This window comes from Microterricola viridarii (assembly GCF_900104895.1).
GTDB classification, from domain to species: Bacteria; Actinomycetota; Actinomycetes; order Actinomycetales; family Microbacteriaceae; genus Microterricola; species Microterricola viridarii.
This window is the reverse complement of the sequence record NZ_LT629742.1, coordinates 228,977-243,056: the sequence shown is the minus strand read 5'-3', so window position 1 is coordinate 243,056 and position 14,080 is coordinate 228,977. Positions and strand designations below refer to the sequence as shown.

The 14,080-nt window shown below is 71.8% G+C and carries 12 protein-coding genes; 5 read left to right on the top strand and 7 right to left on the bottom strand.

Annotated elements, in window-relative coordinates; translation table 11 throughout:
* Nucleotides 1–22 precede the first annotated feature (22 nt).
* The 4 genes from BLT62_RS01075 to BLT62_RS01060 all read right to left on the bottom strand — a co-directional run bounded on the left by BLT62_RS01075 (nt 23) and on the right by BLT62_RS01060 (nt 6,107).
* Nucleotides 23–1,000: a nucleoside hydrolase gene (locus BLT62_RS01075; protein WP_083362397.1), complete on the bottom strand. Its 978-nt coding sequence runs from the start codon at nt 998–1,000 to the stop codon at nt 23–25.
* Nucleotides 997–3,219, bottom strand: coding sequence for an arylsulfatase (locus BLT62_RS01070; RefSeq protein WP_083362396.1), 2,223 nt, complete (start codon nt 3,217–3,219; stop codon nt 997–999). The genes BLT62_RS01075 and BLT62_RS01070 overlap by 4 nt, the downstream gene beginning before the upstream one ends.
* Before the next feature lie 53 nt (nt 3,220–3,272).
* Complete coding sequence (locus BLT62_RS01065) at nt 3,273–4,625, bottom strand: MFS transporter (RefSeq protein ID WP_172829599.1); 1,353 nt, start codon at nt 4,623–4,625, stop codon at nt 3,273–3,275.
* Nucleotides 4,626–4,844: 219 nt separating this feature from the next.
* Entirely contained in the window at nt 4,845–6,107 is a 1,263-nt protein-coding gene (locus BLT62_RS01060) for an MFS transporter (protein ID WP_083362394.1), read from the bottom strand.
* 91 nt (nt 6,108–6,198) lie between these two features.
* Here BLT62_RS01060 and BLT62_RS01055 point away from each other — a divergent pair, with 91 nt between their 5' ends.
* Nucleotides 6,199–7,260 (top strand): LacI family DNA-binding transcriptional regulator, encoded by a 1,062-nt coding sequence (locus BLT62_RS01055; protein ID WP_083362393.1) that lies wholly within the window; start codon nt 6,199–6,201, stop codon nt 7,258–7,260.
* A 456-nt stretch (nt 7,261–7,716) separates the two neighbouring features.
* Here BLT62_RS01055 and fdxA read toward each other — a convergent pair whose 3' ends face one another.
* Nucleotides 7,717–8,043, bottom strand: coding sequence for a ferredoxin (gene fdxA, locus BLT62_RS01050; protein ID WP_083362392.1), 327 nt, complete (start codon nt 8,041–8,043; stop codon nt 7,717–7,719).
* Nucleotides 8,044–8,109: 66 nt separating this feature from the next.
* Entirely contained in the window at nt 8,110–8,577 is a 468-nt protein-coding gene (gene soxR / locus BLT62_RS01045) for a redox-sensitive transcriptional activator SoxR (RefSeq protein ID WP_083362391.1), read from the bottom strand.
* 79 nt (nt 8,578–8,656) lie between these two features.
* On the opposite strand from soxR, the gene BLT62_RS01040 reads away from it, so the two are divergent.
* Entirely contained in the window at nt 8,657–9,181 is a 525-nt protein-coding gene (locus BLT62_RS01040; protein WP_331710509.1) for a flavin reductase family protein, read from the top strand.
* Nucleotides 9,182–9,252: 71 nt separating this feature from the next.
* Entirely contained in the window at nt 9,253–9,876 is a 624-nt protein-coding gene (locus tag BLT62_RS01035; protein ID WP_083362389.1) for a superoxide dismutase, read from the top strand.
* 30 nt (nt 9,877–9,906) lie between these two features.
* Here BLT62_RS01035 and BLT62_RS01030 read toward each other — a convergent pair whose 3' ends face one another.
* The gene (locus tag BLT62_RS01030) at nt 9,907–11,193 is read right to left on the bottom strand and encodes an MATE family efflux transporter (protein WP_083362388.1); all 1,287 of its coding nucleotides are present in this window, start codon (nt 11,191–11,193) and stop codon (nt 9,907–9,909) included.
* A gap of 135 nt (nt 11,194–11,328) precedes the next feature.
* Here BLT62_RS01030 and BLT62_RS01025 point away from each other — a divergent pair, with 135 nt between their 5' ends.
* Both BLT62_RS01025 and BLT62_RS01020 read left to right on the top strand, forming a co-directional pair.
* Nucleotides 11,329–12,315 (top strand): ABC transporter ATP-binding protein, encoded by a 987-nt coding sequence (locus BLT62_RS01025; protein WP_172829598.1) that lies wholly within the window; start codon nt 11,329–11,331, stop codon nt 12,313–12,315.
* Complete coding sequence (locus BLT62_RS01020) at nt 12,312–14,057, top strand: ABC transporter permease (RefSeq protein ID WP_083362387.1); 1,746 nt, start codon at nt 12,312–12,314, stop codon at nt 14,055–14,057. Before BLT62_RS01025 ends, BLT62_RS01020 begins: the two co-directional genes overlap by 4 nt.
* Nucleotides 14,058–14,080 lie beyond the last annotated feature (23 nt).

Sequence of the window (14,080 nt, the reverse complement as noted above, 5' to 3'; positions counted from 1 at the left end):
GCCCGCGGCGGGGCCGGGGCCGTCAGAACGGCCCGGTCATCGTCTCGAGGAAGAGGCGGGAGAACGATTCGCCCCGCACCGCGAGCACGACATCGACGTTGCCTGCGGCCTCGTGCGTCTCCGAGCCGCCGGCGCCGAGGCCGGTGCGCAGGTCCACGACGGTCTGGCCGCGGGTGATCCCCGGCGCCAGCGCGACCTCGACCTGCGCGCGGCGCAGGGTGAGGCCGTCCGGGTCGATCACGGCGCAGACGGTTCCGGCATCGCCGATGGCCGCGGCGCCGACTCCGGCGATCCGCTCCTCGTTCTCGGTCACGACCGCCAGGTGGGCCAGCAGGGTGCCGACCGTCGAGGCGACCGAGCCGGGTGCGGCAGCGCTGAGCGCGGCGATCTGCTCGGCCGAGCAGGTGACGGCGTAGAACGCCTCCAGGCCGTACATGGTGGTGGCGACACCGCTGCGCAGCACGATGGCGGCGGCCTCCGGGTCGTGCCAGACGTTGAATTCGGCGCTGGCGGTGGCGTTCCCGGCACCGACGGCGCCGCCCATGAACACGATGCGCTCGATGCGGGGCAGCAGCTCCGGGTACATGGTGACGAACAGTGCGATGTTGGTCAGCGGCGCCAGCGCGATGATCGTGACGGGGGCGTCGGCATCCTGCAGCGTGCGGCGCAGCAGCTCGACGGCGTGGACGCCCTCCGGCTGGCGGCTCGCGGCCGGCAGCACGGCGTCGGCGACGCCGTTGCTGCCGTGGATGTAGCTGGCGTCGATCGGCGACTCGAGCAGGGGCTGGCGCGCCCCGGCGGCGACGGGGATGTCGCGGCGCCCGATGAGCTCCAGCACCTGCAGCGTGTTCTGCACGACCTGCTCGAGGTGGACGTTGCCGCCGACGCAGGTGATGGCCCGCACGTCGAGCGCGGGGCTGAGGCCCGCCAGCATGAGGGCGAGCGCGTCGTCGATCCCGGTGTCGACGTCGAGGATGACCGGGCGTGCTGCCGCGCTCATTCGCTGGCCAGAATCGACTCGGCCAGCTCCAGCGCGTCGTCGGCGGCCGGGTGCACGTCGACGACGATGCGCTCGAGCAGCCCGGCGCTCACCGGGTGCAGCGGGGCGCTGCTGAACGTGCTCACGGGCGCCTCGCCGACATCCATGCCCCAGAAGGAGAGGTGGGCCGAGGTGTTGCCGAGGTGCACGGATGCCACCACCTGCTCGCCCACGACGAGCTCGACGTCGCCCGTGCGGTCCTCGTGCGCGGTGAGCCGGAACCCGGCCGTCCGCACCTCGGCGCCGAGCGGCTCGGGGGAGCTGACGCTGACGTGCTCGCCGAGCATGGAGTGCTCGAAGACGAGGCGGCCGGCCTCGCAGCGCAGCAGGAAGCCGCCCTGCACGTTGCCGCTGGAGAGCAACACCCCGCCCTCGGCGCTCGCGTCGGCGAGGAAGTGCGCGGTGACGTCGATGGAGCGGTTCGAGCCGGTGACGGCGCTGGAGAGCGGCACGTGGCCCTGGCCGGGGCGCAGCACGAACTGGCGCTCGGCGTAGAGGCCGACGGGGCCGCGGATGCCGATGAGCTCGTGCAGTGGCCGGTCGTCGAGCGGGAACATGTCGTGCGCGTGCGCGGCCTTCCACCACAGCTCCTGCAGCTCGCTCAGCCGCTCGGGCTCGCTCGCGGCGATGTCGATGGACTCGGCGAAGTCGTTGCGGGCGTCGTAGAGGCGCCACTCGTCGTTCTCGTACGGCTCACCGCAGACGTGCCTGGTCACCGCGCGCCAGCCGTCGTGCCAGATCGCCCGGTGGCCGAGCATCTCCCAGTGCTGGGTGCTGCGCCCGATCTCGGGGCTGTCGCTCGTGAGTGCCGCCGCGACGCTGGAGCCGTCCATGGGGGCGGGCGGCTGCACGCCGAGCAGTTCGAGCAGCGTCGGGGCGATGTCGATGGCATGCACGAACTGCGGACGCACCGATCCGGCCTCGACGTTGCCGGCCGGCCAGGAGACGACGAGCGGGGAGCGCACGCCGCCGAGGTCGACGAACTGCTTGTAGCGCCGGAACGGGGTGTTGCCGGCCATCGCCCAGCCGGTCGGGTAGTGCGCGCCGCCGGTGCTGGAGCCCAGCTCGTCGAGCAGGGGCAGCAGCTCGGCCGCGCTGCGGCGCACGCCGCTGTATGGCGCGTTGGTGTCGACGTCACCGCCTGCGCCGCCCTCTGGGCTGGCCCCGTTGTCGGAGAGCACGAGCACGATCGTGTTGTCGCGCTCGCCGAGGGCGCTCAGCTCGTCGAGGAATCGGCCCAGCTGTGCGTCGGCGTGCTCGAGGAATCCGGCGAAGGCCGCCTGGAGCTGCGCGAAGACGGTGCGCTGCTCGTCGTCGAGCTCGTCCCAGGCCGCGACGCCGTCGACGCGATCGGTCAGCGTCGTGCCCTCGGGGGAGAGGCCGAGCTCGATCTGGCGCTCCAGCCGCTCGCGCCGGGTGACGTCCCAGCCCGTGGTGAAGGTGTCGACGTAGCGGTCGATGAACTCCCGCGGCGCCTGGAACGGGGCGTGCGTGGCGCCGAGCGCGAGCTGGAGGTAGAACGGGTCGTGCGGTCGGTAGGCGACGTGGTTGCGCACGTAGCTGGCCGCCTTGTCGGCGAGGTCCTCGCTCAGGTGGTAGTTCGGCCGGTCGGGCACGGCCGTCGGGTGGTTGTCCTCGTAGAGCTCCGGCTCGTACTGGTCGGTGCAGCCGTCGAGGAAGCCGTAGTAGCGGTCGAAGCCGCGGGCGAGCGGCCAGTTCTGGTACGGGCCGGCCGGGGTCAGCTCGTGCAGCGGGGCGAGGTGCCACTTGCCGACGAGGTAGGTGCCGTAGCCCTCCTCGCGCAGGATCTGCGGCAGCAGTGCGACATCCGGCCGGATCGCCCCGCGGGAGTTCGGGAACCCGGTGTCGGTGTCGGCCAAGAACCGCATGCCGATCGCGTGGTGGTTGCGCCCGCTGAGCAGCGAGGCCCGGGTCGGCGAGCAGAGCGGCGTGACGTTGAAGTTGCTGAAGCGCACCCCGGATGCCGCGAGGGCGTCGATCGTGGGCGTGCTGATCTCCGAGCCGAAGCAGCCGAAGTCCGCCCAGCCCGTGTCGTCGAGGATCACCACGACCACGTTGGGCCGCTTGGCGCGGGCGCTGCTCGGTTCCGCCCAGGAAGGCGTCGAGTCTGCGACCGTCTCGCCAATGATTCCGGCAAATCCTGCGGGAGAAGTCGACATGGGTGAAGAGCCTTTCCTGGGCGGTGTCACGAGTGGGCTGACGCGCGGGGCGGCTAGCGGGTGGGCACGGCCGCGCGACGGCCGACGTTGGCGTGCGCGTGGGCCCCGAATCGCGGCTTGACCGTGATCGTGAAGAACAGGGCGACGATCGCGATGAACAGGATGTACGTCGAGACGCTCCACGTCGCGCCGCCGGTGGCCGAGGTGAGCGACTGGGCGATGAGCGGTCCGAAGCCCCCGCCGAGCACGGTGCCGAGCTGGAAGCCCATCGACATGCCGGAGTAGCGCACGCGCGGGTCGAACATGTCGGCGAAGAGCGTCGCCTGCTGGCTGAAGAGCGTGCCGACGAGCAAGCCGCTGACGCCGGTCGCGGTGAACAGTCCGACAACGGTGCCGGTGCCGATCAGCCAGAACATCGGGAACGCCCAGAGGGCGAGGGCCACCAGGCCGACGCTCAGCACGCGCTTCTGCCCGTAGCTGTCGCCGAAGTGCCCGGCGATCGGCGTGATGATGAGGTTCACGACCGAGGAGAAGATGTTGGCCAGGAGCACGATGGTCGGGTCCATGCCGAGCACGCCGGAGGCGTAGCCGAGCACGAAGACGCCCTGCACCAGGCCCAGGGTGGTGTCGCTGGTGTGGATGAAGATCGCGGCCAGGATCTCCTTCGGGTAGCTGCGCAGCGCCTCGAGCACGGGCATCTTCGCCTCGTTCTTCTCCTCCTTGACGGCGGCGAACTCCGGCGTCTCCTCGACGCGGAAGCGGAGGAAGAGACCGACGAGGAGCAGTGCGGCGCTGGCGAGGAACGGGATGCGCCAGCCGCCCGCGACAAGGCCCTCGATGCCCATGGTCGCCGTGAGGATCGCGACGACACCGGAGGAGAGGATCACGCCGATCGGGGCGCCGGCCTGCACGATGCTGCCGAAGAGGCCGCGGCGGTTGGCCGGGGCGTGCTCGACGGCCAGCAGGGCCGCCCCGCCCCACTCGCCGCCGATGCCGATGCCCTGCAGGATGCGCAGCAGAACGAGCAGGATCGGCGCGATGGCGCCGACCTGGGCGTAGGTGGGCAGGAAGCCGATCAGCACCGTGACGATGCCGGTGAGCATGAAGGTGAACAGCAGCACGCGCTTGCGGCCGACGCGGTCGCCGAAGTGGCCGAGGATGATGCCGCCGAGCGGGCGGGCGATGAAGCCGACGGTGAAGGTGGCCAAGGAGAGCAGCGTCGCCACGGCGGGGTCATCGGCCGCGAAGAAGACCTGGCCGAACACCAGGGCCGAGAGCGAGCCGAAGACGAAGAAGTCGTAGTACTCCAGCACGGAGCCGACGGTGCTGGCCGCGACGGCGCGCGTCGCCGATCGCCGCTGCTGCTGCTGCGTCGGCGCGCTCTGTGCCGAAATTGTCGTGTCCATTTCTCTCCTCATTGACAGTGGACCAGCTCAAAATGTGGGGGTGGTGTGTGCAAGCCGGGTCATTTGGAATCGATCCCGGAATCGATTCCATTTCCGCAGGGAAGAGTATGTCAGCGCGGCGGTTCACGTCAAGCCGGCCCGAATCCGCGGGTGGGAGTCGCGCGGGAGCGGCGCGGGAACAGGGGCAGGGGAGGGGCGGCGGCTCGCCGCCCCTCGCCGCTAGGCGGTGGGGGCAGGCGCCCGGCGTGAGGCCTCGCGGGCGGCCGGTGCGCAGAGCCCGGCCAGGAGCAGCAGCACGAGCACGACGATGAGGGCGTTCAGGATGCCGAAGTGCTGGCCGAGGAAGCCGAGCAGCGGCGGGCCGGCCAGGAAGGCGCCGTAGCCGATGATGGCGACGGCGCTGACCCGGGCGGCCGCGTGCTTCGCGTCGTCGGCCGCGGCCGACATCCCGACGGGGAAGCCGAGGGCGCTGCCGAGGCCCCAGAGGATCGTGCCGATGATGATGACGGGCATGCCGCCGCCGCCGAAGAGGAACAGGCCGAGGCCGACGATGCCGAGTGCGGCGCAGGCGCGCAGCACCGGGACGCGGCTGAAGCGGTCGAGGATCGGGCCGCCGGCGACGCGGCCGACCGTCATCGCCGTCACGAACACGCCGAAGATGATGGCGCCCGTCGTGTTGTCGAAGCCGTGGCCGTCGACGACGGCGAGGGCGATCCAGTCGTTCGCCGAGCCCTCGGCGAACGAGGTACCGAGCACGATGACGCCGATCAGCAGGAGGCGGGCGTCCGCGAAGACAGCCAGGTTCTCGCGCAGCCGGGCGGCCCAGGGCAGGCGGGGCGCCGCGGTGTGCGGGTCGTCGCCGACGGATTCGCGGATCGGAATATATCGGACCGCGACGAAGATGGCGGCGACGATCAGTGCCGCCATGATCGCCAGATGGGCGCCGACGGGCACGTGCAGGGCGGAGGCGGCCGCGCCGAGCGCGGCGCCGGCCATGGTGCCGAAGCTGAAGAAGGCGTGCATCAGCGGCATCAGCGTCTTGCCGATCTCCCGCTCGGCCGCCGCGCCCTCGACGTTCATCATCACGTCGACGGCGCCGTTGCCGAAGCCGAACAGCGCCATGCCGACCACGATGACGGGCAGCAGGGTGAACACGCTGCTGCCGAGGCCCACCGTCACAAGCCCGGTGGCGACGATGCAGAGGGCGAGGATCATGCCGAGGCGCGCGCCGAAGCGGGCCAGGATGGCGGCCGACAGGGTGAGCCCGATGATCGAGCCGATCGACATGCCGAGGATCACCAGGCCGACGGTCTCCAGCGAGATCTGCAGGTCGTCGCGGACCGCGGGGATGCGCGAGACCCAGCTGGCGACGCTCAGGCCGCTCAGGAAGAACACGGCGAAGACGGCGTTGCGCCAGGCCAGCAGGCCGTGCCGCTGGGTCGGCGCGGTGGCGATGGCGGGCGGGGAGATCGGCTCTGACATGGCGTTCCGATGTTCGGGTGGGGGTGGCATCCGGTGTGCGCGATAGCCATAGTATCGAATCGATTCGATTTATTCGATCTAGACTACCCACATGACGGATGCCGCTGCAGCACACGCTCGCCCGACACTCGCCGACGTGGCAGCCCGCGCCGGCGTCTCGGCCTCGACGGCATCGCTGGCCTTCAGCGGCTCCGGGCCGGTCTCGGATGCGACCCGCGAGCGCGTGTTCGCGGCGGCGAAGGCGCTCGACTATGCCGGCCCTGACCCGCGCGCGCAGTCGCTGCGCCGGGGCCGTTCCGGGATCGTCGGCGTCGTGCTCGAGGAGCGCGTGCGCGCCGCCTTCCTCGACCCGGTGAAGATCCAGATGCTCGACGGCATCTCGGAGGGCATCGTGCCGCTCGGCGCCGGGCTGTTGCTGCTCACCGACACCGGAGAGGGCGCCGTCAGCGTCGCCAATGCCCCCGTCGACGCGGTCGCCCTGATCGGCTGCAGCCCGCGGCTCGCGCACACCGTCGCGCAGCTCCGGCTGCGCGGCATCCCGATGGTCGCCATCGAGGGCCACGCCGGAGACGACATCATCGAGATCTCAATCGACAACGAGGATGCCACGCGCCGCGGCGCCGAGCACCTGCGGGAGCTCGGGCACAGCCGGGTCGCCCTCGTCACGCTGCCGCTCGACCCCGAGCGCACGCGCGGTCCGCTCACGCCCGAGCGCGAGGCGGAGAGCACGTCGGCGACGACGAGCGAGCGCATCGCCGGCGCCCGCCTCGTGTTCCCCGGCATCGGTGGGGTGACCGCCGGCGCCAGCGACGTCGAGGAGGGGCGGCTGGCCGGCCTCGCGCTGCTGGCCGACCCCGAGACCCGGCCGACGGCGGTGATCGCGCAGAGCGACCTGCTGGCCGCCGGCGTGATCCGTGCCGCGGAGGAGCTCGGCCTCGCGGTGCCGGCCGACGTCAGCGTGCTCGGCTTCGACGGTGTCAGGGTTGACGGGCTCGCGCCCTACGACCTGACGACGCTGGTGCAGCCGTCGGCGGCGAAGGGGCGCGCGGCCGGGGAGGCGCTGGTGCAGATGCTGGCCGGCGAGCACCCGGAGGGCACCTGCTTCAGCAGCGTCTTCCACCGCGGCAACACGACGGCCCCGCCCGCCCGCTGACCCTTGGCTTCGGTCGCTGGCGCTCCCTCGAGCCAGCGTGGATGAGCGGGCCCCGCTCCCCTTCCACGTCGGCTGGAGGGAGCGAGGAACGAGCGACCGAAGCCGGGGAGTCAATGGGAGACAGTAACACCCGCTGGTCGAGCAGCCCATCCCGCTGGTCGAGTAGCGAGGAACGAGCGTATCGAGACCTCGGACGAGAAACAGTCCGCGCTGGGCACCGGGTCTCGATACGGCCCTGGCGGGCCTACTCGACCAACGGGGAGGGGGCGTGTTGGCTTCGGTCGCTGGCGCTCCCTCGAGCCAACGTGCGACCGCTCCCGCTGGTCGAGTAGCGAGGAACGAGCGTATCGAGACCTCGCACGAGAAACGGTCCGCGCTGGGCACCGGGTCTCGATACGGCCCTGGCGGGCCTACTCGACCAACGGAGGGGCACTCCCGTGAGCCAGCGGGAGCGCGCTACGCGGACGGCTGCTGCGCGGGCAGCGCGGCGATGATCGGGTGGTCGAACGACAGGGCGCCGCTCCGGGCGGCACCGCCCGGCGAACCGATCTCGGAGAAGAACTCGACGTTCGCCGTGTAGTAGTCCTGCCACTGGGCGGGCAGGTCGTCCTCGTAGTAGATGGCCTCGACCGGGCAGACCGGTTCGCACGCCCCGCAGTCCACGCACTCGTCGGGGTGGATGTAGAGCGAGCGGGCCCCCTCGTAGATGCAGTCAACGGGGCACTCGTCGATGCACGCCTTGTCTTTGAGGTCGACGCACGGCAGTGCGATCACGTAGGTCATGAATTCACCGTACGAGCTCAAGTGCGCTTGAGGTCAAGCGGTGGGGGTGCTCAGCGCGCCGCCCGCTCACGCCCCGAGGCCGGCATCCAGCACCCGGCGCGGCCCCGGCCCGTCGTCGCCGAGCCGGTCGCGCGAGTTCACGACGGCGCACCGCGTCTGCGAGAGGCAGCCGCAGCCGATGCAGCCGGTCAGCTCCTCCTGCATGCTCGCGAGGATGGCCTGCTGGCGGGCCAGGTGCTCTGACCAGCGGGCGGAGATGCGCTTCCAGTCCGCGCGGGTCGGCGGGTGCTCCTCCGGCAGCGTTGCCAGAATCTCGGCGACCTCGCTCAGGCTGACGCCGTAGCGCACCGAGATCTGGATGAAGGCGATGCGGCGCAGCACGTGCCGCGGAAACTGGCGGGTGTTGCCGGCCGAACGCACGGAGGGAAGCAGCCCGATCGACTCGTAGTAGCGCACCGTCGACACCGGAACGCCGGCGCGCCGGGCGATCTGGCCGATCGGCAGCAGGTCGGATGTTGCGGGGTCAACCGCCATTGTTACGTTCTCCTTGATCTCAAGTGCACTTGAGATGTTAGCGTTACGGATGTGCGGTGCACAATCTTCGCTGCCGCGCGTGAACAGGAGCACAATGGCCCAGGATGCCGCCGCAACAATGGTCGATCAGTTCAAGGCGGCGTTCCGCCGGCACCCGGCCGGGGTCGCCGTGATCACCGCTGAGGGCCCGGACGGCCCGGTCGGCCTGACCGCCTCGAGCGTCGCATCCGTCTCAGCCTCACCGCCCGTGCTGGTGTTCTCGGTCACGACGACGGCCGGATCGGCCGGGAGCATTCTGGCCGCGCCCACCTGCGTCGTGCACCTGCTGCGCTCGGAGAACGTCGAGATCGCCCGCTCCTTCGCCGTCAGCGGCGCCCCGCGCTTCGTCGAGGAGCAGGGCTGGACCACACGCGGAACCGGCGAGCCGCTGCTGCCGGATGCCGCGGTGATGATGCGCTGCGCCATCGTGAACACGGTTGCGGTCGGCGCCTCCACCCTCGTCATCGCCGAGGTGCTCGAGATCGACGAGGGCATCGAGGGCAACCCGCTGGTCTACCACGACCGCAACTTCCACGGGCTGCAGCAGCACAGCATCCTGGGCTGAGAGCCCCCCGACTTCACCCCTCCCGTCATCACCAGGCCGGGCGCACCTGCGCGCCCGATTGAAAGGAAACGATGTCTCTCTACACACTCCCCGAGCTGGGCTACGACTACGCGGCGTTGGAGCCGGCCATCAGCGGGCGCATCATGGAGCTGCACCACAGCAAGCACCACCAGGCCTATGTCACCGGCGCCAACACGGCCATCGCCCAGCTGGCCGAGGCCCGCGACTCGGGTGACCTGACCAACGTCAACAAGCTGCAGAAGGACCTCGCCTTCAACCTCGGCGGGCACGTCAACCACTCCATCTTCTGGACCAACATGTCCGCGGACGGCGGCGACAAGCCGGTCGGCGAGCTCGCCGCGGCCATCGACGACACCTTCGGCTCCTTCGAGAAGTTCCAGGCGCACTTCACGGCCACGGCGCTCGGCGTGCAGGGCTCCGGCTGGGCGATCCTCGCCTGGGACACCCTCGGCCAGCAGCCGATCATCGTGCAGCTCTACGACCAGCAGGGCAACCTCCCCGCGGGCCTCGTGCCGCTGCTCATGCTCGACGTCTGGGAGCACGCCTACTACCTCGACTACCAGAACGTGCGCGCGAGCTACGTGAGCGCGTTCTGGAACATCGTCGACTGGCAGAACGTCGCCGCCCGCTTCGAGCGCGCGCGCAGCACCACCGCCGGGCTCATCAGCCTGTAGTCGCGACCCGGGTGGTCGTCGGCGGCCGGGCTAGGCCCGTGTCATGCCGACGACCATCCAGCGCGATCCCGCGGCGCGCAGGCCCAGCGTGATCGCGCGGGCGCCGAGGTAGCCGAACGAGAACGCCGCCATCAGCCAGGCCAGGCCCGCGGCATCCGGGATCGCCAGCTGCTGCACGAGCAGGGCGAGCGGCACGAAGACGGCGAAGTTCAGGATGCCGGTGAGCGCCAGATAGCGCGCGTCGCCGGCGCCGATCAGCACGCCGTCCAGCACGAAGACGAGCCCGCCGAGGGGCACAGAGAGCCCGAGCACGATGAGGGCCGGCGGCAGCAGCCCGGCGACATCCGGGTCGCTGGTGAACACCAGGCCGAGCACCCCGCTCGCCGCGATCACGAGCAGGCCCAACACGGCGCCGCCGCCGATGCCCCACTGCAGGCAGCGGGCGAGCACGGCGCGCACACTGGCGGTGTCGCCGGCGCCGAGGCCCTTGCCGACGAGCGCCTGGGCGGCGATGGCGAGGGCGTCCAGGGCGAAGGCGAGCGTGGCGAACAGGGTCATCGCGATCTGGAAGGCGGCCAGCTCGTCGGAGCCGAGGCTCGTCGCGGTGAACACCGCGAGCAGCATCGCCGCGCGCAGGCTCACCGTGCGCAGGAACAGCCAGCCGCCGGAGGCCGCGCCGCCGAGTACGCCGGCGTGGTGCGGGAGGAGCCCGGCCCCCACGCGCCGGGCGTGCCGGGCGGCGACCACGAGGTAGACCGCCGCCATGCCCCACTGCGCCACGACGGTGCCGATCGCCGAGCCGGCGATGCCGAGCCCGAGCCCGTAGATGAAGACGAAGTTCAGCACGATGTTGGCGGCGAAGCCGAAGCCGGCGACGTAGAGCGGGGTGCGGGTGTCCTGCAGGCCGCGGAGCAGGCCCGTCGCCGCGAAGACCAGCAGCATGGCGGGCAGGCCGAACATCGAGATGCCGAGGTAGATCACGGCCTGTTCGGTGACGGCCTGCTCGGCGCCGAACAGCCCGGCCAGCCAGGGTGTGGCGAACCAGCCGGCGATCGCCAGCACGATTCCGAGGCCGCTGGCGAGCCAGAGGCCGTCGATGCCGGATGCCACGGCCCCCCGCTCGTCGCCGGCACCGAGCCGGCGGGCGACAGCCGGGGTGGTGCTGTAGGCGAGGAACACCATGAGCCCGATGATCGTCTGCAGCACGGCGCTGGCGATGCCGAGGCCGGCCAGGGGCACGGCGCCGAGGTGGCCGATCATCGCGGAGTCGGCGAGCAGGAACAGCGGCTCGGCGATGAGCGCGCCGAGCGCGGGCACGGCGAGGCGCAGGATCTCGCGATCGATGGGGCGGCGGCGGAAGAGAGTGATGCTCCGAGCCTAGGGCGCGCGATGGCCGTAAGGAATTCGTCAGAATTCTGCCCGGTGGCCGCCGAGCGGCGTAGCGTCACGCATATGAGCACGGTGACGGACACCCCGGTCGGTGAGATCCCTGTGATCGAGACGCGGGGTCTGCAGAAGCATTTCGGACGGGTGGCGGCGCTCGACGGCCTCGACCTCAGCGTCGCCCGCGGCGAGGTGCATGGCTTCCTCGGGCCGAACGGCGCCGGCAAGTCCACGACGATCCGGGTGTTGCTCGGGTTGATGCGGGCATCCGGCGGCTCGGCATCCGTCTTCGGACAGGACCCTTGGGCGGATGCGGCCGCGCTGCACGCGCGGATCGCCTACGTGCCGGGCGATGTGAGCCTGTGGCCGAACCTCTCCGGCGGCGAGGCCATCGACCTGCTGACCCGGCTGCGGGGCGGCGACGCCGACAAGCGCGCATACGCCGCGAGGCGGGAGGCACTCGTCGCCGCCTTCCAATTCGACCCGTCGAAGAAGGCCCGCACCTACTCGAAGGGCAACCGGCAGAAGGTCGCGCTGATCGCGGCGCTCGCCACCCCGGCCGAGCTGTACATCTTCGACGAGCCCACCTCGGGGCTGGACCCGCTGATGGAGGCGGTGTTCCGTGAGCAGATCGCCCTGCAGCTGGGCGACGGGGCGAGCGTGCTGCTCAGCAGCCACATCTTGAGCGAGGTGGAGCACCTCTGCGACCGGGTGAGCATCATCCGCGCCGGCCGCACCGTCGAGAGCGGCACGCTGGCCGAGCTGCGGCACCTCACCCGCACCGAGATCGCCTTCGCCGCGGTGGGGGAGGCGGGCGAGGTCACGCCGGAGCAGCTGGCCCGCATCCCCGCGGCGCACGAGCTCGTGCGCGCTGGCGGGCGGGTGCGCTTCACCGCCGACAGCGACGACATGCCGCGGGTGCTCGGCGCGCTCGCCGAGCTGCGCGTGGCCGGCGTCACGGTGAACCCGCCGTCGCTGGAGGAGCTCTTCCTCCGGCACTACGGGGCGGATGCCGGGGCAACTGCCGAGGGGGACACCGAGGAGGCGCGGCGATGACTGCAACGCACGCGTCGGCAGGGCGCGTCGGATCGGCCGGCGCGCTTGCCCCGGCATCCGCAGGGCGGAGGCCGCCGCACACGCTGCTGCCGCTCGTGACGCAGCGCTTCCGCCGCGACCGGGTGCAGCTGCTCGCCTGGGTGGCCGGCTTCGCGCTGCTCGCCTACGTCGGCAACGCGGCCGTCGTCGGCACCTACGGCACGGAGGCGCAGCGGGTTGAGGTGCTGAAGCTGATCCAGTCGACACCCGCCGTGCTGATGCTGCGCGGCACCCCGCAGGGCCCCGCCGCCGACGCCTTCCAGTTCTTCCTGTTGTTCGCCTTCCTCGGCGTGCTGATCGGCCTGATGCAGACCTTCCTCGCTGTGCGGCACAGCCGGGCCGAGGAGGAGTCCGGCCGGGCCGAGCTGGTCGGGGCGACGCCGGCCGGCCGCAGCACGCCGAGCGTCGCGACCGTGATCGAGGGCGTCGCGCTCAGCCTCGTGATCGGCCTGGTCTCCGCCGTGGGCTACCTGGCCGGCGGGGCAGGCGCATACGGCAGCTGGCTGGCCGGTGCGGCGCTCGCCGTGACCGGCATCGCCTTCCTCGGCGTCGGCCTGTTCTGCGCCCAGCTCATGCGCACCTCGCGCGGCGCGAACGGCCTGGCCGCGGCCGTCGTGACCGTCTCCTACGTGCTGCGCGGCCTCGGCGACGCGACGGGCACCGTGCACGCCGACGGGGTGAGCATGACGGCGTCCTGGCCGAGCTGGCTCAGCCCGATCGGCTGGGGGCAGGCCGTCGCGCCCTTCTCCGCCGGCGCGCCGGACGGCCAGCGCGCCTGGCCGCTCGCCCTGGGCGTGCTGCTCGGCGGTGGGCTCGTCGCCGTGTCGCTCTGGATGCAGGCCCACCGCGACGTCGACTCGAGCGTCATCCCCGAGCGGCCGGGCCGGCTGCACGCCCCCGCCGGCCTGGCCGGGCCGATCGGCCTGGCCTGGCGCCTGCAGCGCAATGCCGTGGTCGGCTGGATGGTGGCCGGCGCCCTCTTCGGGCTGCTCATCGGCGCGCTCGGCCAGACGATGGTCGATCTGGTACAGGCCGGCAACGGCGCGGCCGACGAGGTGAGCAGCACACTCGGTAACACGCTGAAATCGTTCGCGGGGCCGGGAGCCGCCGGCTCCTTCATCGACCTGTTCACCGCCGCGATGTTCAGCCTGGTCGGCATCATCGCCGCGGTCGGTGCGGTGCAGGCCATGGTGCGCGCCCGCCAGGACGAGGCGGCCGGCACCGCCGAGATGGTGCTCGCGACGCGCATCACGCGGCTGCGCTGGTTCGCCAGCTACCTGGTGCTCGGCGCGCTGACGGCCGTGCTGGTGTTGGCGGTCGCCGTGCTCGGGGCGATCGTCGGGCTCACGCGCTCTGCCGGGGTCGGTGACCGGGCCGCGGTCGCCGCGCAGGCCGGGCTCGCCCAGCTGCCGGCCGTGCTGGTGCTGCTCGCTGTCGTGGCGCTCGTCTTCGCCGCGCTGCCGCGCGCGACGATCTGGCTCGGCTGGGTGGTGCCCATCCTGGCGATCGGCATCGGCCAGTTCGGCGGGCTGCTCGGGCTGCCGGATGCCGTGCGCGACGCGTCCCCGTTCTCGCACACGCCGGTCGTGGGTGCCGGTCCCGTCGACTGGAGCGCGGCCTGGGTGATGCTGCTGATCGCCGTGGCGCTGTCGGCGCTCGCCGCCGTGCTGGTGCGCCGCCGCGACGTCGCCCTCGGCGGCTAGCACCCCGCCCACCCGCAGCCCCG